Here is a 24,609-nt window from a genome sequence, read left to right as displayed (position 1 = left end):
TTGCCCGCCCTTACTGCTGCTGGGCTTGGGCGGTTGCCGTGCGTTCGGTCCAGCCGCCGCCCAGCACCTTGTACAAGGTGACCAGGTTGGACAGCCTGGCCCGGCGCGTGTCGACCAAGGCCTGCTGCGCGGTGTACAGCGAGCGCTGCGAATCCAGCACGCTCAGGTAGTCGTCGATGCCCTGGCGGAAACGCTGGTCCGAGGCGTCGTAGGCGCGCTGGTTGGCGGCCACCAGGAGTTGCTGCGCCTGGATCTGCTCGTCCAGCGTGCCGCGGCCGGCCAGGGCGTCCGCCACTTCGCGGAAACCGGTCTGGATCGACTTCTCGTACTGCGCGACCTGGATGTTCTTCTGCACCTTGGCCAGGTCCAGGCCGGCGAGCAGCGAGCCGCCGGCGAAGATCGGCACGGTGATCTGGGGCACGAAGCTCCAGGCGCCTGAACCGCCTTCGAACAGGCCGCCCAGGCTGGCGCTGGCGGTGCCGGCCGAACCGGTCAGGCTGATGGTCGGGAAGAACGCCGCGCGCGCCGCGCCGATGTTGGCGTTGGCGCCCTTCAACTGGTGCTCGGCCGCGCGGATGTCCGGGCGGCGCGCCAGCAGGTCCGACGGCAGGCCGGCGGGCATGGTGGTCGGCAGCATGGCGTCGTCAAGCTTGACCGCGTTGTCCAGTGCCGCCGTGATCTCGGGCGACAGCGGCTGGCCCACCAGCAGGACCAGCGCATTGCGGTCCTGCGCGGCCTGGCGCGTGTACTGCGACTGGTTGCGCTCTGCCGTGCGCAGCGACACTTCCGCCTGGCTCAGGTCCAGCGCCGTGGACAGGCCCTGGTCGTAGCTCTGCTGCGTGAGCTTGAAGGAATCCTGCTGGCTCTTGAGCGTGTCGCGCGTCAGGCTCAGGAGCTCCTGGTCGGCGCGCAGGGTCAGGTAGGCGTTGGCCACTTCGGCGATCAGCGTCAGCTGGGTCGCCGTGCGGGTTTCATCCAGCGCCAGATAGGATTCCAGCGCCTTGTCGCTCAGGCTGCGGATGCGTCCGAACAAGTCCAGCTCCCAAGCCGACATGGCGGCGCCGACCTGGTAGCTGTGGCTGGTGGTGGCGCGCCCGCTGGGCGACAGGTCGGCCGGCGAACGCTGCGCCGTTTCCTGGCCGGCGATGCCGACGCTGGGCATCAGGTCGGCGCGCTGGATGCGGTACTGGGCCCGCGCCGCTTCGACGTTCAGGGCCGCCACGCGCAGGTCGCGGTTGTTCGCCAGCGACTGTTCGATCAGTTGTTGCAGCAGCGGATCCGAGCCGAAGAAATCGCGCCAGCCGATGTCGGCGGTCATCAGGCCGCCCGCGTCGGCGGGTTGGGCCGCCTGGTAGGACGGTCCCGTCGGATAGGCCGCGTCGACCGGCGCGTCCGGCCGCTCGTAGGTAGGGGCCAGCGAGCAGCCCGCCAGGGCCGCCGCCAGGGAAACAGACAGCAAGGTTCTCATCGGGAATGTCATTGCGGTTGGCCCTCCGTCGACACGTCCTGCGCACCGTTGGCGCTGGTGTCGTGCTTGTCGACGTTTTCGCTCATGCGCTTGACCTTGAAGACGCGCAGCATGATCACGAAGAAGGCCGGAACGAAGAAGATGGCCAGGAAGGTGCCGGTCAGCATGCCGCCGATCACGCCCGTGCCGATGGCGTTCTGGCTGCCCGAACCCGCGCCCGACGAGATCGCCAGCGGGGTCACGCCCAGGATGAACGCCAGCGACGTCATCAGGATGGGGCGCAGACGTTGCCGCGCGGCGTGAATGGCCGACTCGGTCAGGCTGGCGCCCGCCTCGTAGTGCTCCTTGGCGAACTCCACGATCAGGATGGCGTTCTTGGCCGCCAGCCCGATGGTAGTCAAGAGGCCCACCTGGAAGTACACGTCGTTGGACAGGCCCCGCGCCAGGGTGGCGAGCAAAGCCCCGATGATCCCCAGCGGCACCACCAGCATCACCGCCGACGGAATCGTCCAGCTTTCGTACAGCGCCGCCAGGCACAGGAACACCACGATCAGCGAAATGGCGTACAGCGCGGGCGCCTGGGCGCCGGACAAGCGTTCTTCGAACGACAGGCCGGTCCACTCAAAGCCCACACCCACCGGCAGCTTGGCCGCCAGGCGTTCCATTTCCTCCATCGCCGCGCCCGAGCTGTAGCCCGGCGCCGCCTGGCCCTGGATGTTGTACGACGGCACGCCGTTGTAGCGGTTCAGCTTCTGCGGACCGTAGCTCCAGGTGGCCTTGGCGAACGCCGAGAACGGCACCATGTCGCCCGCGTTGTTACGCACGTACCACTTGTTCAAGTCTTCCGGCAGCATGCGCGAGGAAGCCTCGCCCTGCGCGAACACCTTCTTCACGCGGCCTCGGTCGATGAAGTCGTTGACGTACGACGAACCCCAGGCGGTGGCCAGCGTGCTGTTGATGTCCGAGACGGCCACGCCCAAGGCACGGGCCTTTTCGCGGTCGATGTCCAGCTGGTACTGCGGCGCGTCTTCGATGCCGTTGGGGCGCACGCCCCGCAGGACCGGACTCTTGCCCGCTTCGCCCAGCAGCTGGTTGCGCGCGGCAAGCAGCTTCTCGTGGCCCACGCCGGCACGGTCCATCAGTTGGAAGTCGAAGCCGGTGACGTTGCCCAGTTCCATCACGGACGGCGGCGGCACCACGAACAGTTGCGCGCGGCGTTCGGTCTTGGCGAAGTGCGCGTTGGCGCGCCCCGCCACGGCGCCGGCCTTGAGGCGGGCGTCGCCGCGTTCTTCCCAGTCGCGCAGCTTGATGAACAGGATGGACGCGTTCTGGCCGCGGCCGCCGAAGTTGAAGCCGTTGACCGCGAACACCGAGGTGACGGCGTCCTTTTCTTCGGTCAGCAGATACTTGGTGGCCTCGTCGATGACGGCCTTGGTGCTTTCAGCCGTGGCGCCGGCAGGCGTCTGGATCTGGGCGAACAGGATGCCCTGGTCCTCGTCCGGCAGGAACGCGGTCGGGATGCGGGTGAACATCCAGCCCATGGCGATGACCAACGCCAGGTACACCACCATCAGACGCTTGGTGCGGTTCAGGCCGCGCGCGACGGTGTTGGCATAGCCGTGGCTGCTGCGGTCGAACATGCGGTTGAACCAGCCGAAGAAACCCTTCTTGGAGCCGTGATGGCCCTTGGGAATGGGCTTGAGCAAGGTCGCGCACAAGGCCGGCGTGAACACGATGGCCACGATCACGGACAGCACCATGGACGACACGATGGTGATCGAGAACTGACGATAGATCACGCCCGTGGAACCGCCGAAGAAGGCCATGGGAATGAACACGGCCGCCAGCACCATGGCGATGCCGATCAGGGCGCCGGTGATCTGCGACATGGACTTGCGGGTGGCCTGCTTGGGTGTCAGGCCCTCTTCGGCCATCACGCGCTCGACGTTTTCCACCACCACGATGGCGTCGTCGACCAACAGGCCGATGGCCAGCACCATGCCGAACATGGTCAGCGTATTGATGGAATAGCCGAACGCGGCCAGCACGCCGAACGTGCCCAGCAGCACCACCGGCACCGCCAGCGTGGGGATGATGGTGGCGCGGAAGTTCTGCAGGAACAGGTACATCACCAGGAACACCAGGATGATGGCCTCAACCAGCGTCTTGAACACCTCGTGGATCGACAGGCTGACGAACGGCGTGGTGTCGTACGGATAGACGACGTCCATGCCCGGCGGGAAGTAAGGCTTGAGGTTGTTGATGGTGTCGCGCACCGCCTGCGCCGTATCCAGCGCGTTGGCGCCCGGCGCCAGCTTGACCGCCAGGCCCGAGGCCGGCTTGCCGTTGTAGAAGCTGTCGATGGCGTAGGTCTGCCCGCCCAGCTCGATGCTGGACACGTCGCCCAGGCGCACCTGGGAACCGTCCGCGTTGACCTTGAGCAGGATGCGGCTGAAGTCTTCCGGCGTCGACAGGCGCGACGGCCCGATGATGGTGGCGTTCAGTTGCTGGCCGCGCACCGACGGCAGGCCGCCCAGCTGGCCGGACGACACCTGCACGTTCTGTTCCTTGATCGCCGCAACGACGTCGACCGTGGTCAGGCCGTAGTTGACGAGCTTGGCCGGATCCAGCCAGATGCGCATCGCATACTGCGAGCCGAACAGCTGGAAGTCGCCCACGCCCTGCGTGCGGCTGATGGGATCCTGGACGTAGGACGCGACGTAGTCGGCCAGGTCGTCCTTGGTCATCGAGCCGTCGGTGGACACGAAGCCCGCCACGATCAGGAAGTTCTTGGTCGCCTTGGTGACGCGGATGCCCTGCTGCTGCACTTCCTGCGGCAGGAGCGGCTGCGCCAGCGACAGCTTGTTCTGCACCTGGACCTGCGCGGTGTCAGGATTGGTGCCCTGCGTGAAGGTCAGGGTGATGGACATGCTGCCGTCGGAGTTGCTTTCCGAGGAGATGTACTGCAGGCCGTCCAGGCCGTTCATTTGCTGCTCGATCACCTGCACCACGGTGTCCTGCACGGTCTGCGCGGACGCGCCCGGGTAGGTCACCGCGATGCCGATGGCCGGCGGCGCGATGTTGGGGTACTGGGAAACCGGCAGCTTCAGGATGGACAGCGCGCCGGCCATCATCAGCACGATCGCGATCACCCATGCGAAGACCGGTCTATCGATAAAAAACTTTGCCATGCAAGGCTCCTGACTACTGCTGCTTGGCCGCCGCGGCGGCTGCTTGCGGCTGCGGCGCAGCAGCGCTGGCTTCGGTGGCGACGACTTCCGCGCCCGGGCGCACCATCTGCAAGCCTTCGACGATGACCTTGTCGCCGGCGGCCAGGCCGTCGGTGACCAGCCACTTGTCGCCAATGGCGCGGTCGGTCTTCAGTTCACGCAATTCGACCTGGTTCTTGGCGTTGACCACCAGCGCCGTCGGAACGCCGCGCTGATTGCGAGTCACGCCGCGCTGCGGCACCAGCAGGCCGTCGGCGGCCACGCCGTCGGCCAGGCGGGCGCGCACGAACATGCCCGGCAGCAGGCGGCGGTCCGGGTTGGCGAACACCGCGCGCAAGGTGACCGAACCCGTGCCCTGGTCCACCGTGACTTCCGAGAACTGCAACTTGCCCGGCTGGCTGTACTGCGAGCCGTCTTCCAGGGTCAGGGTCACCAGCGCGGCCTGCTCGCCGTCGGCCTTTTTCAGCAGGCCACTGGCCAGCGCGTTCTGCAGGCGCAGCAGCTGGACGCTGGATTGGGTCACGTCGACGTAGATGGGATCAATTTGCTGCACCGCGGCCAAAGCCGTGGTCTGGTTGGCCGTGACCAGCGCGCCTTCGGTCACCGCCGAACGGCCGATGATGCCGTCGATGGGCGACAGCACCTTGGTGTAGACCAGGTTGATGCGGGCCGTGTCCAGCGCCGCCTTGGCCGACAGCACGTCGGCGGCAGCCTGGTCGCGCGAGGCGACGGCATTGTCATAAGTCTGCTGGCTGACCGCGCGGGTGGCGACCAGCGGCTTGTAGCGTTCGGCCAGCAGCGCGGCCGTCTTCTGCTGCGCCTGGGCGCGCGCCAGGGCGGCCTTCTGGCTGTCGAGGCTGGCCTGATAGAGGGCGGGATCGATCTGATAGAGCTGCTGCCCTGCCTTGACTTCGCCTCCTTCGGTGAACAGGCGCTTCTGGACGATGCCGTTGACCTGGGGACGCACTTCGGCCACGCGGAAAGGCGAGGTGCGGCCGGGCAGTTCGGTGGTCAGCGAAACGGGCTGCGTGGCGAGCGTCACGACCGTTACCTGGGGCTTGCCCGCCTGGGGAGCGTCTTGCTTCTTGCCGCAAGCGGCCAGCGTGAGAGCCGATGCCGTCAGCGTGACGACCGCCGCGCTGCGCCACATAGCGCTTTTCTTATCCATAGATTGCATTCCCGATTTCAACAAAAAAAAGGCCCGCCCCGGATCGCATGTATGCGTTCCGCGCGCATCGATTGGGTGGATTTGCCTCGAACACGCAGGCTGGGCTTTGTCGCATTGCTGCATTGCAGAACCCGCATTCTGCGTTATCCCGCCCGAGAAACAAAGAGGCATGTTGAGAAAACATCATTCCATTTATGGGACAATAGTCCGACCACTGAATATGACAAAACCCGCCATGAAACGTTTGCAAGGCATGGAACTTTTTGTCGAGGTCGCCAAAACGCGCAGTTTCAGCCGCGCGGCCGCGATGCTCGGCATGCCAAAGTCGACACTGTCCCGCCAGGTGGCTGAACTGGAGCGCTCCGTCGGCTTGCGGCTGCTGAGCCGTACCACTCGTAAGGTCGAACTGACCGACGCCGGGCGGCTGTACTTCGAACGCTGCCAGCGCATCGTGGCCGAGGCGCAGATCGCCCATGAGGAACTGCAGAAGCTGGTCGATACGCCGACCGGGCCGCTACGGGTGAACATGCCTGCGGATTTCGGCACGGACTTCCTGGCTGAATCGTTCATGGAATTTTCCCGCCGCTACCCCGACGTCACGTTTTTCCTTGATCTGGCCAATCCGGACCATGCGCAGCGCGTGTTCCAGACCTGCGATATTTCAATCGAAATCGGCGAACTGCCCGATTCGTCACAGATTGCGAGGCTGCTGGGCATGCTGCCCGCCCATCTGTACGCCTCGCGCGAATACCTGGAGAAGCACGGCGAACCGCAGCATCCCAGCGACCTGACCCGGCACGAGTGCATCGAGTTCCGCGCCAAGGGCGCCGGACAAGTGACTCCCTGGCCCTTGACCGACGGTCGCCAGCACATCGAATTCACGCCAGGTAACCGCTTTTCCGTCAACGGCGTGGCCATGGCCCGGCGACTGGCCATGCTGGGCGCGGGCATTGTGGTGCTGGTGGGCGGCCAACAGGCAGAACAGCAGTCCGGCCAGTTGCAACTCGTGCTGCCCGACTGGCAGCTGGGTCCGCTCCCGGTCTACGCGGTGACGGAAACAAGGCTGCTGCCCGCCAAGACCAGGATCTTCATCGAGTTCCTGATGGAGCGGCTGGGCGGCAGCGGGCAGGCGAAGGATACTCCGGCTTTCATGAAATAAGCCGGAGTCGGAAACAGACTGAAAAACCTGGGAATCGCCGACAACAGATGTCGGCTACACCGGCCAATCAGGGCCGGATCGGCAATTCAAAAGCGTTCGTCTTCGCGCAGGTAACGCCACTGCCCGAGCGGCAGGTCGCCCAGCGACACCCGCCCGATGCGCACGCGCTTCAGGCCTATCACTTTCAGGCCGACCAGCTCGCACATGCGGCGGATCTGGCGCTTCTTGCCTTCGCGCAGCACGAAACGCAGTTGGTCGCTGTTCTGCCAGCGCACCTGGGCCGGCTTGAGCGCCTTGCCGTCCAGGGACAGGCCGTGGTTCAGCAACGCCAGCCCGCTGTCGGACAGATTGCCCTGCACCCGCACCAGGTATTCCTTGTCCACGCTGGAATCTTCGCCGATCAGGTGCTTGGCGACGCGGCCGTCCTGCGTCAACACCAGCAGGCCTTGCGAGTCGATGTCCAGGCGGCCGGCCACGGCCAGTCCATCCAGGTGCGCCCGCTCGAAACGCTGTGGCGCGCGGTCGCCGGCGTAGCGGGAGCGGGAGTCGATCAGGGCCACGGCGGGCGTATAGCCCTTTTCGGCCTGGCCCGACACGTAGCCCACGGGCTTGTTGATCAGGATGGTGACGCGCGAGGTCTGGCGCGCCTGCGCGGCGCGCTCCAGCGTGATGACCTGGTCAGGGTAGGCCCGGGCGCCCAGTTCGGACACCACCACGCCGTCGACCCGGACCCAGCCGCGCTCGATATAAGTGTCGGCCTCGCGGCGCGAACACAGGCCACGCTCGGACATGAGCTTGGAGATACGTACTTTTTCCATGGCCGGTATTGTATGCGGACGCCATCCGGCCCCAGCGCCTCAGGCCGCGGGGCCGTAGTCCGACGGCGCTTCAGTACATTCTGCCGTTCTGGGACGGCCCCGTGCGCGGCATGCCCAAGCCGACCTTTTCCATGGCTTCGCTGGCCTCCACTATCATCGCGGCCACTTCCGCCACGCTGACGCGCAAGCCCGTCGCCCGGGTCCGCATATGCTCGTAGGCGGCGCGCTCGTCCAGGCGCTGATGGTCCATCAGCACCCGGATGGCCTTCTCGATGACGCGCCGCGCCTTGATCGTGTTTTCCAGCTTGATGATCTTGGACTGCTGGCGGCTCTGGAACTGCTTGGCCGAACGCGCCAGCACCAGCGTGCTGAGCACGCCCGCAGAGCGGAACGGCCGAGTCAGCACGCCGTGCGCGTTGGCCTTGAGCAATTGCTTCAGCGTGGTCGGGGTTTCGTACTCCGACAAGGCGATCAAGGTGGCCTCGACCTCGCTCGCCGACCAGGCGGCGCTGTTGCGGCCGCATTGCGACACCTGAAAGAAGATGACGTCCACCCCGGCGGGCGGGCCATCCGGAAACGGCCACAGCAGATGGATGCGGCAACCGATGCGCTTGAGCTGTTCGACCAGCAGATCGCGGTCCTCGCCGGGCGGATACACCACGGCGACGGCCACACTGCGCAGGTCCTCGTAGAGGCGGCGTAAGCTATGGTCCATGGCTATTTCAACCAAAATTCATCCAATCCGAATGCAGTGAGGTAAGGGTCCGGCTTTACCGGTTCGCCGCTTTCCCAGACGATGTCGAAGCGTCCGTCCTCGCGGCACACGCCTATGCGAGGCGTCAGCACGCTGTGATTGTTTTCAGCCAGCACGGACATCTGCCCGTCCGGCGCGTCGAACCGCACCTGGTGCACCGCCCGCACCAGCTTGTGGGTGTCCATGCTGCCCACGTGTTGCAGGGCGCGCGCGAACAGGTGCATCTGGCTATAGCTGGTTTCGGCATAGACGCTGGCCGGATGCTCGCCAAAGCGTTCGCGCCAGCGCTCCAGGAAATGCGCGTTGGCGGCCGTGTCCACCGTGTTGAAGTAGGTGGCCGCAGTGATGTGGCCCACGCAGCGCTGCGGCCCGATCTCCGCCACCTCCGATTCCGCCATCGTCAGGCTGGCGATCGGAATATGAACGGTTGCGGGTCCCTCTTCCTGGCAGATCTCGTGGTAGCGCTGGTAGAAGCGTTGCGCATCCGAGCCGATGAGGGTGGAAAACACCACGTCCGGCTGGATACGGCGGATGTCGGCGACGACCTCGTTGATCTCGCAGTCGTCGCAGCCCAACGGCAGATAGGTCTCGTCCAGGATCTCGCCGCCTTGCTCCTCGACCGTCTCGCGCATGATGCGATTGGTCTCGCGCGGATAGATGTAGTCCGCGCCCACCAAAAAAATGCGCGAGCCGCAGTTCTGGATCAGGTAGGCCGCCAGCTGCATGCTGCCCTGGTTGGGCGCCGCGCCGGTGTAGATGACGTTGGGCGAATATTCGAAGCCTTCATAGACCGAGCCGTACCACAGCAGGGAATTGCTGCGTTCAACCACCGGCAGCATGGCCTTGCGGCAGTGCGAGGTGCAGCCGCCGAAGATCACGCTGACCTCGTCGTCCAGCAGCAGGCGCGCCGCCAGGCGGCGGTACTCCTCGGCGTCGCTGCGCGGGTCGTACGCCACCGGCGCCAGCGGCCGGCCCAACACGCCGCCGAGTTCGTTGATTTCTTCCACCGCCAGCACCGTGCCGTAGAAATGCTGCGATTCCGTGGTGCCGGTAACGCCGCTGCGCGAATAGAGCACGCCGATGCGCCAGCCCGGCCGCTCCGCGTCCTTGTCCTGGGGCGAGGTCATGATGGGATCCTTGAGCGAGTATTGCGCATATGCATCCTTCCGAATTCGTACCAGGCGGCGTTCATACTTTCAGATGAGAAATGATATTGCCGGCGGCCTCGGGCGCGCCAGCCTCGCCTTCGTCTACGATGGTGCCCTGCTTGAGCACCAGATAGCGGTCGGCCACGTCCAGCGCGAAAGCCACGTTCTGCTCGACGATGAACATCGTCGTGCCGCGCCGTTCGCGCTCCCTGTTCAGCGCGTGGCCCAGGCGCTCGATCACCGAGGGTTGCAGTCCTTCCGTGATCTCGTCCAGCAGCAGAAGCGCAGGCCGCTGCATCAGTCCACGGGCCACCAGCAGCATTTTCTGCTCTCCCCCCGACAAGGTCCCGGCGGGCTGGCGCAGCCGGGTCGCGAATACGGGGAATAGCTCGGTAATCTCGGCGAAGCGCTCATCGAACAGCTGCTCGCGCGGCAGGCCCAGGCGCAGGTTGTCGCGGATCGCCAGGTCCGGAAACAGCGGCTGTTCCTGGGCCGCGTAGGCGACGCCGCAGCGCGCCACTTCGTGCGGCCGCAGCCGGGTGGCATCCACCCCGCCCAGGCTGACGCGGCCACGCTGCTTGGGCAGATAGCCCATGACGGTCTTAAGCAAGGTGCTCTTGCCCATGCCGTTCTTGCCCACCAGCGCCACGCAGGCGCCGCGCTCGACCGCGACTGACACGTCGTGCAGCACCATGGCCCTCTTGTAGCCGCTGGACACGCCTTCCAGGCCCAATGCCGGCGCGATGCTCGTCATTGCGTTGCTCCTTGCGCGGCCGGCGCGTTGCCGGCGTAGATGGCGCGCACCAGTTCGGATTCGACGACTTCGCGGAAACCGTCGTCCATGACGATACGCCCCTGATGCAGGACCACGATGCGCGTCGCGATCTCCTTGATGAAATCCAGGTCATGCTCCACCAGCAGACAGCACAGTCCATAGCGGTGCGCCAGCGACGACAGCACGTGGCCGATCTGCAGGCGCTCGGCCTTGCTCAGCCCGGCCGTGGGCTCGTCCAGCAGCACGATGCCCGGTTCCAACGCCAGCACCATCGCCAGTTCCAGCGCCTGCTGCTGTCCGTGCGACAGGTCGCGCGCCACGCTGTCCAGGCATTGGTCCAGGCCAGTCACGCGCAGCGCCTCCAGCACGTAGGGCGGCAGGTCCAGCCTGGGCGATCGGCGCCACCATGACGGCCGTTCGCGCAGCGTGGTCGCGATGCGCAGGCTTTCGGCCACCGTCAACGTGTCAAACACATTGGCGTTCTGGAACTTGCGGCCCAGCCCATGGCGCACGCACTGCTCGGGCCCGTCGTCCAGCACCTCGTGGCCATAGAGCTCCAGCCTGCCCAGGGAACGTTCGCCGCCGTCGGCAATGCAGCGCATCAACGTGGTCTTGCCCGCGCCGTTGGGGCCGATCAGCCCGACCAATTCGCCGCCGCAGGCCTTCAGGTCTATGCTCTCCAGCACCTTGAGGCTGCCGAAGTGCTTGGATACGCCTGTCAGGCTCAAGGCCCAGGCCGCGCCGCCCGAATGCCGCGGCGGCACGGCGCGCACGTCCAGCGTGGGCGTTGGCGCCCTTGCGGCGCGTCGGCGCCATGGCGCCGTCAACAGAGGCAGGAACCCGCCCGGCAGCAGCAGGATGACCAGGACGAAGGTCACGCCCAGCAGCAGTTGCCAGACGAACGGCATGCTCCCGCTGAGATAGGAACCGGCAACATTGATGAGGATAGCCCCCAGCAGCGGCCCCCAGATGGTGCCGCGCCCGCCCAACGCTACCCAGACGATCAGTTCCGTGCCGAAGACAAAGCCCGTGAGCTCCGGCGCCACCACGCCACTGAATGCGCCATAACCGAAGCCCGCCAGGCTGGCCACCGCGCCACAGGCCACCAGCAGCGCCATGCGCCATTGCGCGGTGTTCAGTCCCAGATAGCTGCAGCGCGCCTCGTTGTCGCGCAACGCGACCAGGATGCGGCCGCCGTCGCTGCGCACCGCCACCCAGGCCATGAGCGCCACCGCCGACAGGCCGCCCGCCGCGATCACGTACCAGGTTTCCAGCGACAGGTCGGCAGTTTCGTAACCCGTCAGGCCGGAAGACGATCCGGTGAAGGTGCCGCCGGACAGCACCAGCTGCGTCAGCACGATGGGCAACACCAGCGAGATCACCGTGGCGAAGAATGGCGAAGCCCCGCGGTAGAACGACAGCCATCCGGTCGCCAGCGCCAGCAGCGCCGCGCCGCCCGCCGTCGCCAGCGCGGCCGCCGCCGCTATCGCCGGCGAGAATCCGTAGTGCGTGAAGGCCAGGCCAGCGGCATAGGCCCCCACTCCGAAAAAGGCGGACTGGCCAAAGGTCAGGTAGCCGGTGTAGCCCCACAGCACATCCACGGTGACCGCCGCCATGGCGAAGAATGCCGCCTTGATCAATACATTCAACAGATAGGTGTCGAACAGCCAGGGACCCGCTACCGTCAGGACCAGGCACAATGCGGCCAGGCCCAGCAGGCTGCGGCTGCGCGCAGCCCGCACGGAGGCCTCGACGGCGCCCCCGGCCGGCGTCTGTTGAGTCAATGCGCGATCAGTCATGGGCGAATCCTTGAGGGCATAGCCGTAGCGTGAGCGCGGCCAGCACGGCAATGGTCACGCCGCCCAGGATCGGGCTGAGATAGACGCTCACCAACACCTGACAGGCGCCGTAGACCAGGCAGGTCAGCAGCAGCGCGGTAATCGAATGGCCAGCCACCATGACCAGCATGAAGGCGCTGACCAGCCACGGCAGCCCCATGTTTGGATCGACGCTGGACAAGGGCGTAATCAGCGCGCCGGCCAGCGCGCCCAGGCCCGCGCCCAGGCCGAAGGTGGTGAAGCGGATGCGCTCGGCGTTGATGCCCAGGCCGCGCGCCAAGTCCTCGTTCATGATCACCGCGCGGGTCCGCACGCCAAACGGCGTGCCGCTCAGCAGCCAGGTCATGGCGGCGTACATCAACAGCGCCGCAGGCACCAGGAACAGCCGGTACGCCGAATATTCCGTGCCCAGGAAGGACACCGCGCCATGTATGGGCGCATCCGCGAACTTCGCCTCGCGCCCGAACGCCATGGTGATGAGCTGACCGATCACGATGCCCAGCCCCCAGGTGGCCAGGATGGCGTCCAGCGGCCGCTTGTACAGCGGCCGCATGATCAGACGTTCCACGCCCATGCCCACCAGCACGCCGACCGCCAGCGCGAACGGCAGCGCCAGCCAGGGATTCAGCCCCAGTTGCGTCACCACCAGGCTGCCATAGCTGCCCAACGTCAGAATCGCGCCGTGCGCGAAGTTGACGATTTTCATCACCCCAAAGATGATCATCAGCCCGGCCGTCACGATGAACAGCATGGCGGCCGTGCTCAGGATGTCCAGCAGCAAACCCATTTCGCTCTCCGGCGCCGCCGGCATGACCGGCGGCGCGTGTCATGGCATGTCGGTCACTTCAGCGCCGGGCATTGCGCGCCCGGATCGACCTTGTCGAAGGTCCGCAGTATCTTGATGGAACCGTCCTGCTGCACCTGGCCCAGGCGCATGGTCAGCGCCGCGTGGCGCTGGCGGTCCATGGTCACGGGGCCGCGCGGGCCGTCGAACGTGACCTCGCTCAGAGCCTGCACCACCTTGGGCGCATCGGCGCCGCCGGCCATTTCGACCGCCGCCTTGTACAGGTAGAAGGCTTCATACTGCGGCACGGAGAATTCATTGGCGGTCTTGGCGTCGTTGCCAAACTTCGCCTTCAGCGCCTCCAGGAATTTGCGGTTCTGCGGCGTGTCGATGCTGGTCAGGTACGAAGCCGACATGTACATGCCCACCGCCGCGTCGCCCATAATCCTGGCCGTGCCCTCGTCTATCGCCAGATTGCCGTAGGGCATGGACAGGCCTGCCGCCTTGATCTGCTTGGCCAGACTCACGTTGGGTCCGCCGCCCGCCGTCGAGCTGATCAGCGCATCCGGGTTGACCCTGCGTATCTTGGAGACCACCGGCGTCCAGTCGGAGCCGTCGATGGGCAGGTATTCCTCGCCCAGCACGCGCCCGCCCTGGTTCTCGATGTACTGCCGGGTGAACTTCAGCATGCCGCGGCCGAACGCGTAGTCGCTGCCCACCAGGAAGAAGGTCTTGGCCTTGCGGTCCTGCCTGAAGTGATCCACCACGGGTGCGATCTGCTGCTCCGGCACCCAGCCGTTCGCATGGAGCCAGCGGTTGCACGCCCGACCTTCGTAGAAGGAGGTGTAGATGTAGGGCACCTTGCCGCGCGACACGATGGGCAGCGCGGCATTGCGCGCCGCGCTGGTTTCCATGGCGATGATGGCGGCGACCTTTTTCTGGAACACCAGCGTGTCATAGGCTTTCTGGGCCCCCACCGCTCCCGAGGCGTCATCGGCAATCTCCAGCACGATCCGGCGGCCCAGGATGCCGCCAGCCGCGTTGATCTCTTCGACGGCCAGCTGCGAGGCCTGAATCACGCCGGGCGCGACCACGCTGTTGGCGCCGGACAAGCCGACAGGCACGCCTATGCGCAGCGGTTCGGCAGCATGCGCGCCAGCGACTACGACCAGCAACGCGACAAACGACAGACGGATCCGGCCGCTATCAAGTAGGCTCTTCATGGGTTTTTCCTCAAGACGGAAACGGCGGTGGATCGTCATTCAGCGTTGCCGCAAACCTGCCGTGGCGCCCGACTGCTCGTCATAGATATCGGGGCGCCTGTCGCGCAGCAAGTGGTTGAAATCATTCAATTGGCGCGCGCGGCGCGTAGCCTTCACGTCTATGGGCGCCAGCAACACTTCCTCCTGGTCGACGCTGGCCGGCCCGGCGGCAGTCCAGCCTTGCGAATTCACGATCACGCTGCGGCCCACGAAGGTCTGCCCGCGCTCGGTGCCGATGCGGTCGGCGCACACCACTGTCAGGCCGTTGCTGTGGGCGCCGCCCATGGTCAGCGCATGGGCTATGACCGCTCCGTCGCGCGTCTGGCCCGGCATCGGCACCCAATTGGTCGGCACCGCCACGATATCCGCCCCGCGCAGCGCCAGCCGCCGGTAGACCTCGGGAAACCAGCCGTCGTAGCAGATCGCCACGCCGATGCGGCCCAGCTCGGTGTCGAACACCTGCAATCCCAGGTCGCCGGCCTCGAAGTACAGGTTCTCGTCGCCCCACAGATGCAGCTTGCGGTAGGTGCCCAGATAGCCGTCCGGCCCCGTGACCAGGGCGGAGTTGTAGAGCCGCCCGCCCGCCCGCTCGGAGATGCCCGCCACCAGATAGATGCCCAGGCGCTGCGCCAACGCGATCCATGCCTGCGAGCTGCGGCCTTCCGGCACCGGTTCGGCCAGGGCGTACGCTTCCTCGCGGCTTTCGAACATATAGCCCGTGTTGGCCAGTTCAGGCAGCACCACCAGCTGCGCGCCCTGGGCCGCGGCCATCTCCACCAGTTCGATGGAACGCGCAAGGTTGGCAGCCACCGCGCCGATCGCGGGCTCCATCTGCACGCTGGCCACCCAGGTCGCGGAGGCGGATAAACGATACCGATCCGACGCTTGCATGCGAGCTCCATACTCAGAAATTGAAAACAAAAAAGCCCCCGACCACGCATTGCGTGCAAGTCGGGGGCTTCCATAGCCAGACGATCAATTCAGACAGCAATTATTGCTGCGGGGTACTGCAAGCTGCTCAGGTCAATGTTGACCTTTCGCAAATAATAGGGAGGCGTCGCCTCCCAAAACAATCAGGGTTTTCCCGGATATAAAATCAGGGACCGGCCCGCCCTGAGCGGGCTCCCTAGGCGGGTCATCGGGGCGCTGCGTCAATGCGACGCAGCGGACTGTCCCGCGCGGCTTGGCATAATACGCGACCATGACCAAACCCGCAACGCATCACCCTCCTCTTGCCGCAGGCTGGCTGGCCAGCGCGCCCCCCATCCTGCCCCCTGCCCCGCGCCATTGGCTGTTCCGCCCGGGCGCGCTGACCGCCGGCTTGCGCCAGGTCGGCCAGGTGCGCCTGCGCGTGCTGGCCGAATACGCGGATGGCGCGCCGCTGGACGAAGCCCGGGCGATGGGCATCGCGCCCGGCACGCCGGTATGGATCCGCGAGGTGCTGATGTCGGTGAATGGCGTGGACAGCGTGCCCGCCCGCAGCCTGACGCCGCTGCGCGCGTCCCACGGCGCCTGGCAAGGCATGCGCCGCCTCCTGACCCGCCCGCTGGCGGACATGCTCTATCACGACAGCACGGTCGTGCGCTCGCCGTTCGCCTGCCGCCGCCTGGCCTCGCCGGTGCCGTTCCATGCGACCGCGCTGGGCGTGTTGCCCGCCGGACCGCACGACCGCGATGCGGGCCGCATCTGGGCGCGCCGCTCCGTGTTCTGGCGCCAGGGCCAGCCGCTGCTGGTGGCCGAGTGTTTCCTGCCCGCGTTCTGGGAGCTGGTGTCCGATCAGCCGGTGCCGCCGCTGGTGCCGCACCAACGCACGCCGCGCTGAGGAGCCGGCCTCAGCCTTCGTAGCGGCGCCCGCGCTCCAGCAGCTCGGGCGTGCCGATCACGGCGTTCAAGCCGTCGAAATCCAGCATGCCCTCGCGCCATGGCGCAGTGGTGCCGTGCGCGCGCAGACTGGCGTAATAGCCTTGCAGCGTGTGCGCCACGGCGCGCGCCGTGCCGCCCGGGAAGATCACGATGCGGAATCCCAGCGCGGTCAGGGCATCGGCGCTTTGCACCGGGGTCTTGCCTCCCTCCACCATGTTGGCGAGCAACGGCACGCGGTGCGCGAAGCGGCGGCAGGCCGCCTGCATCTGTTCAGGTGTGCGCAGCGCCTCGATGAAGAGCGCGTCGGCGCCGGCCTCCAGATACGTTTCCGCCCGGTCCAGCGCGGCCTCCAACCCTTCCACTGCCAGGGCGTCGGTACGCGCCAGGATCAGCGTCGACGCCTCGGTCCTGGCATCCACCGCGGCGCGCAGCTTGCCGCGCATCTCGGCAGCGGGGATCACGGTCTTGCCGTCCAGGTGGCCGCAGCGCTTGGGAAAGGTCTGGTCCTCCAGCTGGATCATGGCGGCGCCGGCGCGCTCCAGGCCGCGCACGGTGCGCTGCGTGTTCAAGGCGTTGCCGAAGCCTGTGTCGGCGTCCACGATAACGGGCGTGGCCACCCGTTCGGTGATGCGGGCCAGCGTGTCCTCGACTTCGCTGTACGTGGTGAGGCCAATGTCCGAGCGGCCCAGCCGCGTGTATGCGATCGAGGCCCCGGACAGGTACAGCGCGCCGAAACCCGCCTGCTCGGCGATCAGGGCGGACAAGGCGTCGTAGACACCAGGAGCCAGCACGGCGCCGGCGGCCAGCTGTGTTTTCAGGTTTTGCTTCATATCGATTCCTATGCGAGTTCGCGCCCGAGCAGTCCGGCGGCGGTCGCCGCGGCGATATGGCCCCCGGCCACCGCGCTGAGCAGACCGTTGCCGGAGAGATAGCCGGACACGTCGTTGCCCGATACGCCACGGGCCGCGCCGCCCGCGGCCAGCAGGTTGGGCAAGGCACTGCCCGCCTGGTCCAGCACGCGGCAATGCGCGTCGATGTCCAGGCCGCCTTGCGTATGGAACAGCGCGCCGGTCACCTTGACGGCGTGGTACGGCGCGTGCAGCGCGCGCTCGAAACGCCGGCCATGCGCATCGACGGCGCCGGGCGCCACGCTCGCGAGCGTTCCGCGCAGCGTGTCTTCGTCGCAGCCGATCAGGGCCGCCAGCGCCGCGAGGTCCGCGCAGGTCTTGAGCGCCTGTCCTGCTTCGGCCTGGACGAAGTCCGGAAAGCCGCGCGCCAGCGCCAGCGTGCGGTCGTCGAATACGTTCCAGGCCACGCCGCCGGGCTGCGCCAGCACATGGACCGCAGCTTCGGAGTAGCCGTGGGTTTCGTCGTGGAACCGGCGTCCCGCAGCATTGACCTGCACACCGCCATCCATCATCACGGCCCAGGAAATCAACGCGCCTTGCGGCGTGGCCCAGGAGCCGTGGCCCTGATAGCCGCCCAGGTCCGCCAGCCGCGCGCCCAATTGCGCGCCCCACGCGATGGCGCTGCCGTCGTTGCCGACATGGCCGCCATAGACGGCCTCGCGCATGGCCGGCAGGTATTCGCGCACCATCGCCGCATTGCCGCCAAACCCGTTGCAGGCCAGGATCAACACGTCGCAGCCGATCACGTCGATGGATCCGTCCGGCCGTTCGCAGCCTACCGCCGTGACGCGGCCGTCATCGTCCGTCCAGATCTGCCGTGCCAGGGCGCGGGTCAGCAGATAGGCGCCGGCCTCGGTGGCGGCGCGCTCCAGCGCGGCGACCAGGGCTGCGCCGGTGCGCTCGGGCAAGGTGTGCATGCGGCGGGCGGTATGGCCCGGGTACAGAAAGCCATCCAGCACCTCGAACCCGAGACCGTGGCGCGCCAGGTTGTCGACGGCGGCCGCGGACGCGCCCGCGTAGGCGGCAACCAGATGCGGCGCGGCCGTGCCGCCAGTCTTGGACTGAATGTCCGCCGCAAAGCGTTGCGCGTCGTCCTCGATGCCGGCGGCCCGTTGCGCGGCCGATCCGGCCGCCGGAATGAAGCCGGAAGACAGCGCGCTGGAGCCGCTGGGCGCGGCATCTCGCTCGATCAGCACGGTCTCGATGCCGGCGTCGGCCAGACGCAGCGCAGCGGTCAGGCCGCAGGCGCCCGCGCCGATGATGGCCACCGGCACATGCATCGCATCCGCGCCTGGCGCGGCGCCGCGCAGGACCTGGGGCGCGCTCACGAGGCCAGCCTGTCCAGGAAGTCGCGGCAGGACAGCACATCCGCCACGGTGCGCAGGTCCGCCAGCGCGGCATCGTGCATGGCCGGCGTGGGCGCGGCGCAGCCGTCGGCCAGCACCGCCACGTGGTAGTCGCGCATGTGGGCATCGCGCGCCGTGCTGGCGACGCCGCCGTTGGTGACGATACCGGCGATCACCACGCTGGAAATGCCCGCGCGCCGCAGCACCCAATCCAGCTGGGTGTTGAAGAAGGCCGAGTACGCCACCTTCCAGACCGACACGTCCACCAGGCCGTCCAGTTCGGCCACGTTGGCCTGTCCCTGCGAGCCGGCGACGAAATCGCCCTTGCGCAGGAACGGACGCAGCTGCCTCAGGTGAGGCGAGATCATGGGTTCGCCGTGCGCGTCCGGCCACAGGGTGAACTGGCTGGCCGCCACGAAGCCGCCCTGCTTCTTGAGCGCGCGAGCCACCGGCGCCACGCGGGCGGGCAAGGCGCGCGCCTGCGGGCTGACCGCGCCGCCGCGGTCGTAGGCGCCGCCTGGCGCGAGGAAATCGTTCTGCAGGTCGATGATGACCAGCGCGGTGCTGCGAGGATCAAAAGCGGACATGATGCGCTCCTATGCGGCCTGGCGGGCGATCAGCAGATTGCCCAGGGAATCGACCTGGCCGGCAAAGCCGGGCTCGATCCAGATCGTGGTGTCCGGCTGTTCCAGAATGGCGGGCCCCGCCACTTCGGCGCCCACCGGCAGGTCCAGCCGCGCATAGCGCACGGCGTCATGCCATTGCCCGCCATGGAAGACGGCCTGCGTGCCCAGCGCATCCGGCATCACGGTGCTGGTGGGCGCCAGCAACGCCAGATCGAACTTGGGCCGCTGGCCGATGCGTGCATAGCGCAGGTTCAGGATGCGCACCGCAATGCCTTCCAGGCTGCGGCCGAAGGCGGCGCGGTAGGCGCGCTCGAACGCAGCGCCTATGCCTGCGCGGTTCAGTTCACCTCGACCGATTTCGACCCGCACGGTGTGGCTCTGGCCCACGTACAGCATGTCCAGTTCGATGCTCTCGCGGATGCCCTCGAAGCCCACGCCGGCGGAATCCAGCCTTTCCTGGCAGGCCAGCGCCAGGCCGTCGATGCGTGCCAGCAGGTCGTCGGCGTCCAAGGCCGCCAGCGCCACGTTCAGGGTCTGCACGCCATCATGCCGCATGTCGGCCATGACGCAACCCAGGGCCGAAGTCACGCCGGGGTAACGCGGCACGATGCCGCGGACCGCGTCCACCTCATTCATCATGGCGCAGACGTGCAGCGCGCCGCCGCCGCCGAACGGCATGTAGGCGAACTTGCGCGGATCGTGGCCGCGCTCGATCGACACAACGCGAATCGCGCCCGCCATCTTGGCATTGGCCACGGTCAGGATCGCCTCGGCCGCGGCATGCACGTCCAGCCCCAGCGGCCTGGCCACGTGTTCTTCGATGGCGGCCCGCGCCAGCGCCACGTCCATGGTGGCGAGCAGCCCGCCGCCCAGCGGCCGCTCGGCCGCGATGCGGCCCAGCAGCACGTTGGCGTCGGTCACGGTGGGCCGGGTATTGCCCCGGCCGTAGCAGGCCGGTCCGGGCACGCTGCCGGCGGACTCGGGGCCCACCTGCAACAGGCCGCCCGCGTCCACGCTGGCGATCGAACCGCCGCCCGCGCCTATGGTTTCGATCTGGATCATGGGCGCGCGCACCACCATGCCAAAGTCGATGGCGGTCTGCGCCGACAACGAAGCTTCGCCGTCCGCCACCAGCGACACGTCGAAGGACGTGCCGCCCATGTCGCCGCTGACCACATTGGGAAAGCCGGCGGCGCGCGCGATGGCGGCGCAGGCGATGACACCCGCGGCCGGGCCGGACAGCGCGGTGCGCACCGGCACATCGCAGGCCGTCTGGCGCGACATCACGCCGCCGTTGCTCTGCACCACCAGCAGTTCGCCGCCGAAGCCGTTGTCCTTCAGGTCCGATTCCAGCCGGGTCAGGTAGCTACCGACCACAGGCTGCAGCGCGGCATTGAGCACGGCCGTGGAGCAGCGCTCGAACTCACGGATCTCGGGCAGCACCTCGGTGGCGGCAGTCACATTGCCGTTGGGCCACAGCGCGCGCACGCAGGCCGCGGCCTGGGCCTCGTTCGCCGGATTGGCGTAGGCATTGACGAAGAACAGGCAGACCGCCTCGCAGCCCTGCTCCAGCAACTGCCGGGCCGCCGCCTCGACCTGGGTCAGGTCCACGGGCGTATGCACGGTGCCATCCGCCAGCACCCGCTCCTCGACCTCCAGGCGCAGGTCGCGCGGAACGATGGGTTCGTAATTGCCGCGCAGGCCCCAGGTCTGGGGCCGGTCGCGCCGGCGCATTTCCAGGACATCGCGGAAACCCGCCGTGGTGATGATGCCGGTGCGCGCCACCTTGCGTTCCAGCAGCGCATTGGTGCCGACCGTGGTGCCGTGCACGATGGTGGCGATGGCGTCGGCGCCATCAGCCACGCGGGCGATGCCGTTCATGAAGCCGCGCGCTTCCTCGCCGCGGGTGGACGGCACCTTCACCACGCGAGCGCTGCCGCCCGCCTCGTCCAGCACGAATATATCGGTGAACGTGCCGCCCACGTCCACGCCTACGACCAAACCTTGTGCCGCGCTCATGCCGACTGCTCCTTCAGATTTCCACTTACGTAACCCATCTTGCGGTCGTGCTCGCGCGCCGACTGCGTGCGCGCGGCAGGCTCGCCATAGCCGCCCCCGCCGGGCGTTTCCAGGCGCACCCGGTCGCCGCGTTTGAGCTGGATGCCCAGCATCTTCGAGCTCATGGGCGGAGTCTGCCAGCCGCCGTCCTGCTGGTAGCGGAACACGTTCAACGCGGCCTCCTTGCCGCCGGCGATGCCCTTGGGCGCACTCCTGCCGCGTTCACCGAAGATGAAGGCCTCGGCGCTGTCTTCCAGCAACTCGATTTCATAGATGGCGCCCAAGCCGCCGCGATGCGCGCCGTCGCCCGCCGAATCCGGCCGCAGCGCCCATTGCGTAAAGCGCACCGGATAGGCCGCTTCCAGGATTTCCAGCGGCGGGATCGTCGCGGTGGAGATCGGCGCGTTGCCGTGGCTGAGCCCGTCGCCATCCGAATGGCCGCCATGGCCGCCGCCGAAGAAGCTGAACATCACCCAGCGCTGACCGCGCCGGGCCTCGTCGCTGCGGTAGCCGGCGATCGACAAGGCGTTGATGGTGCCGTAGGCCTGCGCCAGCGCGCGCGCGGGTTCGGCCTGGGCCATGGCGCAGAAGATCACGTCGATCATGCGCAAGATGGTCTCGGTATAGCCGCCGACCGGGCGCGGCCGGTCCGCCGAGATCACCAGGCCATCCGGCAGCACCACGTCCACCGCGTCCAGCACGCCGGCGTTGGCCGGCACGTCCGGGAACAGATGCTTCAAGGCCACGTAGCAGGCCGCGATCGCCGTGGCGCGGGAAATGTTCACCGGGCCGGCGCAGGCCGGCGAGGTGCCGGTGAAATCCAGCGTCAGGCTGTCGCCTTGAATTTTGAGCTTGAGCGCGATGCGCAGCGGCTGATCGCGCACGCCATCGTTGTCCAGCATGTCCTCGAAGGCATACTCGCCGTCCGGCAGGCGCGAGATATGGTCGCGCATCAGGCGGCGGGCGCGTTCGCGCAGCGTGCCCAGGGATTCCAGCACGGTGGCGTCGCCGTATTCATCGAGCAGGCTGTCCAGCCGGCCCGCGCCCAGTTCCAGCGCCGCCAGTTGCCCGTTCAGGTCGCCCCACAGGCTGTCGGGCAAGCGGGTATTGGCCTGCAGGATGGCGAGCACGTCCAGGTCCAGCACGCCCGCGCGCACGATGCGCACCGGCGGAATCTGCACCGCCTCCTGCCAGCATTCGGTGGCGGCGGGGTTGTAGTTGCCCGGCACCGCGCCGCCGACGTCGTGCCAGTGGGCGGCCGACGCCAGGAAGCAGAACAGCTTGCCGCCGCGGAACACCGGCCGCACCAGCTTGAAGTCGTTGGCGTGGGTGCCGCCTTCGTACGGATCGTTGAACAGCCAGACGTCGCCGTCGACCATGCCGCCGCGCCCCGCTGCCGCCTTGACCGCGGCCTTGACGGCAAAGGCCATCGCGCCGACGAACACCGGCAGGCCGGACTTGCCCTGCACCAGGGTGGCGCCGGTGGCCGCGTCGTACATGCCGTGGCAGGCGTCGTGGGCCTCGGCGATGATGGGATTGAACGCGCTGCGGTAGAGCGTGGCGTCCATCTCGTCGGCGATCTGTTCCAGGCGGCCCTTCAGGACCGCGAGTGTGACGGGATCAAGCATGATGTGATTCCTAATGAGTCTTGCGCTGTTTCAGCAGATTCAGCAGTCCGCCCGCCTGCACCATTTCCAGCAGGAAGGCGGGCACGGTGTCGCAATGCAGTTCCGAAGGTTCGCCCGCGGCGCGGCGGATGTGGCCGGCGACGGGATCCAGGGCGATGCGTTCGCCCTCTTGCAGGGTTTCGGCCTGCTCGCAGGTCAGCAGCAGCAGGCCCACGTTGAACGCATTGCGGAAATAGAGGCCGTTGAAGGATGGCGCCACCACCGCGGCGATGCCCAGGCGCACCAGCGCCGCGGCGGCCTGCTCGCGCGAGGAGCCGATGCCGAAGTTCGGCCCCGCCACCAGCACGTCGCCCGGTTGCGCGTTGCCGGCGAACTCGGGCCGCACCCGCTGCAGGCAATGGCGCGCGATCTCGTCAATGCCGAATTTCATGTAGGCGCCGGGCGCCAGCGCGTCGGTGTCGATATCCGCGCCCACGCGCCAGACGCGGTGCGTCGTAGACTGCTTGGTCATGCCATGAACTCCCGGGGGTCGGCGATGCGCCCGGCGACGGCGGAGGCCGCCACCGTGTAGGGCGAAGCCAGATAGACCTGGGCGGTTTCGGAGCCCATGCGCCCCTTGAAGTTGCGCGCCGTGGTGGCGATGACGCTGGCGCCGTCCGGGATCGAACCGCCATAGCCCGCGCAAGCGCCGCAGGAGGTCGCGAGTACCTCCGCCCCTGCCTCGCGCAGCACCTGCATCACCCCCTCCTGCTCGGCCTGGCGCTGGTCCTGCTGGCTGGCCGGCGCCACCATCAGGCGCATGCCGGCAGCCAGCCTGCGGCCGCGCAGCACGCCGGCCGCGGCGCGCAGGTCCTCCAGCTTGGCGCCGGTGCAGGCGCCGATGTAAGCCACCTGCACCGGCACGTCGCCATACTGGCCTACGTCGCGCGCATTCGCCGGACTGTGCGGCGCGGCGACTTGCGGCGCCAGCGCCGCGGCATCGAAATCGTGCCACTCGGCCTGCGCGCCCTCGTCGCTGCGCCAGCGCGCCAGATCGATTTCGTCCGTGACGCCCGCCTCGCGCAGATAGGCCGCGGTGGTTTCGTCCGGAGCGATCAGGCCTACCTGCGATCCCAGTTCGGCGCTCATGTTGGACAGGGTCATGCGTTCCTGCATCGACAAGGCGCGCACCGCCTCGCCGCAGAATTCCACGGCCTGGTAGCGCCCGCCGTTCATGCCGTAGCGGCCTATCATGCGCAGCATCATGTCCTTGGCGGTCACGCCCTGGGACAACTGGCCGTGCCAGCGCATCATCAGGGTCTGGGGCACCTTCACCCAGATCTGGCCGGTGACCGCCACGCCCAGCATCTCGGTGCTGCCGATGCCGAACATATAGGCGCCGAACGCGCCGCCGGTGGGCGAATGCGAGTCCCCGCCGACGCAGAACATGCCGGGCCGGATATGGCCGTGCTGCGGCACCACCACATGGCAGATGCCTAGCGAGTCGTAGACATTGGGCAATTGCTGTTCGGCCGCCCAATCGCGCGCGATGCGCACGATGCGGCGCGACTCGTCGTCGGATTCCGGCACGTAGTGGTCGATGACCAGCACGATCTTCGACGGATCCCACAGCGTGGCGCCCAGCTCCTGCAGCATGGGCTGCAGGCGGCGCGGACCGCTGGAATCGTGGAACATGGCCAGATCGACCGCACAGGTGACGATTTCGCCCTCGGCGACAGAAGCGCGGCCAGAGGCCGCCGCGATCAGCTTCTGGGCCAGCGTTTGAGGCTCGGCCAT

Annotated in this window: 20 protein-coding genes; 2 read left to right on the top strand and 18 right to left on the bottom strand. The window is 67.5% G+C overall.

Features of this window, described 5'->3' with window-relative positions:
• Positions 1-10: 10 nt before the first annotated feature.
• The 3 genes from adeC to WBB14_RS13970 are packed head-to-tail and all read right to left on the bottom strand — an operon-like array spanning position 11 to position 5,866.
• Complete coding sequence (gene adeC, locus WBB14_RS13980) at positions 11-1,480, bottom strand: AdeC/AdeK/OprM family multidrug efflux complex outer membrane factor (RefSeq protein ID WP_424240361.1); 1,470 nt, start codon at positions 1,478-1,480, stop codon at positions 11-13.
• Positions 1,477-4,659, bottom strand: coding sequence for an efflux RND transporter permease subunit (locus tag WBB14_RS13975; RefSeq protein ID WP_424240360.1), 3,183 nt, complete (start codon positions 4,657-4,659; stop codon positions 1,477-1,479). The genes adeC and WBB14_RS13975 overlap by 4 nt, the downstream gene beginning before the upstream one ends.
• 13 nt (positions 4,660-4,672) lie before the next feature.
• Positions 4,673-5,866 carry an efflux RND transporter periplasmic adaptor subunit gene (locus WBB14_RS13970; protein ID WP_424240359.1) on the bottom strand — a complete coding sequence of 398 codons (1,194 nt, stop codon included), beginning with the start codon at positions 5,864-5,866 and terminating at the stop codon, positions 4,673-4,675.
• Positions 5,867-6,119: 253 nt separating this feature from the next.
• Between WBB14_RS13970 and WBB14_RS13965 the strand changes: the two genes are divergently transcribed.
• Entirely contained in the window at positions 6,120-7,025 is a 906-nt protein-coding gene (locus WBB14_RS13965) for a LysR family transcriptional regulator (RefSeq protein WP_424240370.1), read from the top strand.
• 86 nt (positions 7,026-7,111) lie between these two features.
• On the opposite strand, the gene WBB14_RS13960 is transcribed toward WBB14_RS13965, so the two are convergent.
• The 8 genes from WBB14_RS13960 to WBB14_RS13925 form a co-directional block, all read right to left on the bottom strand.
• On the bottom strand, positions 7,112-7,843 hold the full coding sequence (locus tag WBB14_RS13960; protein WP_424240358.1) for a pseudouridine synthase: 732 nt from the start codon (positions 7,841-7,843) through the stop codon (positions 7,112-7,114).
• Positions 7,844-7,913: 70 nt separating this feature from the next.
• Positions 7,914-8,558, bottom strand: a complete 645-nt coding sequence (locus tag WBB14_RS13955; protein WP_424240357.1) for an ANTAR domain-containing response regulator — start codon at positions 8,556-8,558, stop codon at positions 7,914-7,916.
• 2 nt (positions 8,559-8,560) lie between these two features.
• Entirely contained in the window at positions 8,561-9,724 is a 1,164-nt protein-coding gene (locus WBB14_RS13950; protein WP_424240356.1) for a transporter substrate-binding domain-containing protein, read from the bottom strand.
• Positions 9,725-9,785: 61 nt separating this feature from the next.
• Entirely contained in the window at positions 9,786-10,499 is a 714-nt protein-coding gene (locus WBB14_RS13945) for an ABC transporter ATP-binding protein (protein WP_424240355.1), read from the bottom strand.
• Positions 10,496-12,319, bottom strand: coding sequence for an ABC transporter permease subunit (locus WBB14_RS13940; protein WP_424240354.1), 1,824 nt, complete (start codon positions 12,317-12,319; stop codon positions 10,496-10,498). The genes WBB14_RS13945 and WBB14_RS13940 overlap by 4 nt, the downstream gene beginning before the upstream one ends.
• On the bottom strand, positions 12,312-13,145 hold the full coding sequence (locus WBB14_RS13935) for a branched-chain amino acid ABC transporter permease (protein WP_424240353.1): 834 nt from the start codon (positions 13,143-13,145) through the stop codon (positions 12,312-12,314). The genes WBB14_RS13940 and WBB14_RS13935 overlap by 8 nt, the downstream gene beginning before the upstream one ends.
• 53 nt (positions 13,146-13,198) lie before the next feature.
• Positions 13,199-14,365 (bottom strand): substrate-binding protein, encoded by a 1,167-nt coding sequence (locus WBB14_RS13930; RefSeq protein ID WP_424240352.1) that lies wholly within the window; start codon positions 14,363-14,365, stop codon positions 13,199-13,201.
• 39 nt (positions 14,366-14,404) lie between these two features.
• Positions 14,405-15,295: a nitrilase family protein gene (locus tag WBB14_RS13925; RefSeq protein ID WP_424240351.1), complete on the bottom strand. Its 891-nt coding sequence runs from the start codon at positions 15,293-15,295 to the stop codon at positions 14,405-14,407.
• 310 nt (positions 15,296-15,605) lie between these two features.
• Between WBB14_RS13925 and WBB14_RS13920 the strand changes: the two genes are divergently transcribed.
• Entirely contained in the window at positions 15,606-16,226 is a 621-nt protein-coding gene (locus tag WBB14_RS13920; RefSeq protein ID WP_424240350.1) for a chorismate--pyruvate lyase family protein, read from the top strand.
• A gap of 10 nt (positions 16,227-16,236) precedes the next feature.
• On the opposite strand, the gene WBB14_RS13915 is transcribed toward WBB14_RS13920, so the two are convergent.
• Genes WBB14_RS13915 through WBB14_RS13885 form a run of 7 tightly spaced genes read right to left on the bottom strand, consistent with a single transcriptional unit; the run spans position 16,237 to position 24,609 of the window.
• Positions 16,237-17,097 (bottom strand): isocitrate lyase/PEP mutase family protein, encoded by an 861-nt coding sequence (locus WBB14_RS13915; protein ID WP_424240349.1) that lies wholly within the window; start codon positions 17,095-17,097, stop codon positions 16,237-16,239.
• An 8-nt stretch (positions 17,098-17,105) separates the two neighbouring features.
• Positions 17,106-18,503 (bottom strand): FAD-dependent oxidoreductase, encoded by a 1,398-nt coding sequence (locus WBB14_RS13910; RefSeq protein WP_424240348.1) that lies wholly within the window; start codon positions 18,501-18,503, stop codon positions 17,106-17,108.
• Positions 18,500-19,108 (bottom strand): cysteine hydrolase family protein, encoded by a 609-nt coding sequence (locus WBB14_RS13905; RefSeq protein ID WP_424240347.1) that lies wholly within the window; start codon positions 19,106-19,108, stop codon positions 18,500-18,502. The genes WBB14_RS13910 and WBB14_RS13905 overlap by 4 nt, the downstream gene beginning before the upstream one ends.
• A gap of 9 nt (positions 19,109-19,117) precedes the next feature.
• A complete protein-coding gene (locus tag WBB14_RS13900) occupies positions 19,118-21,166 on the bottom strand; it encodes a hydantoinase/oxoprolinase family protein (protein WP_424240346.1) in 2,049 nt (682 codons plus the stop codon).
• Positions 21,163-22,833, bottom strand: a complete 1,671-nt coding sequence (locus tag WBB14_RS13895) for a hydantoinase B/oxoprolinase family protein (RefSeq protein WP_424240345.1) — start codon at positions 22,831-22,833, stop codon at positions 21,163-21,165. The genes WBB14_RS13900 and WBB14_RS13895 overlap by 4 nt, the downstream gene beginning before the upstream one ends.
• Before the next feature lie 10 nt (positions 22,834-22,843).
• Positions 22,844-23,344: a 3-isopropylmalate dehydratase gene (locus WBB14_RS13890; protein ID WP_424240344.1), complete on the bottom strand. Its 501-nt coding sequence runs from the start codon at positions 23,342-23,344 to the stop codon at positions 22,844-22,846.
• The gene (locus WBB14_RS13885; RefSeq protein WP_424240343.1) at positions 23,341-24,609 is read right to left on the bottom strand and encodes a 3-isopropylmalate dehydratase large subunit; all 1,269 of its coding nucleotides are present in this window, start codon (positions 24,607-24,609) and stop codon (positions 23,341-23,343) included. Before WBB14_RS13885 ends, WBB14_RS13890 begins: the two co-directional genes overlap by 4 nt.

This window comes from Achromobacter sp., assembly GCF_049647645.1.
Taxonomy (GTDB): domain Bacteria; phylum Pseudomonadota; class Gammaproteobacteria; order Burkholderiales; family Burkholderiaceae_B; genus Achromobacter.
This window is presented reverse-complemented; position numbering and strand designations above follow the sequence as displayed.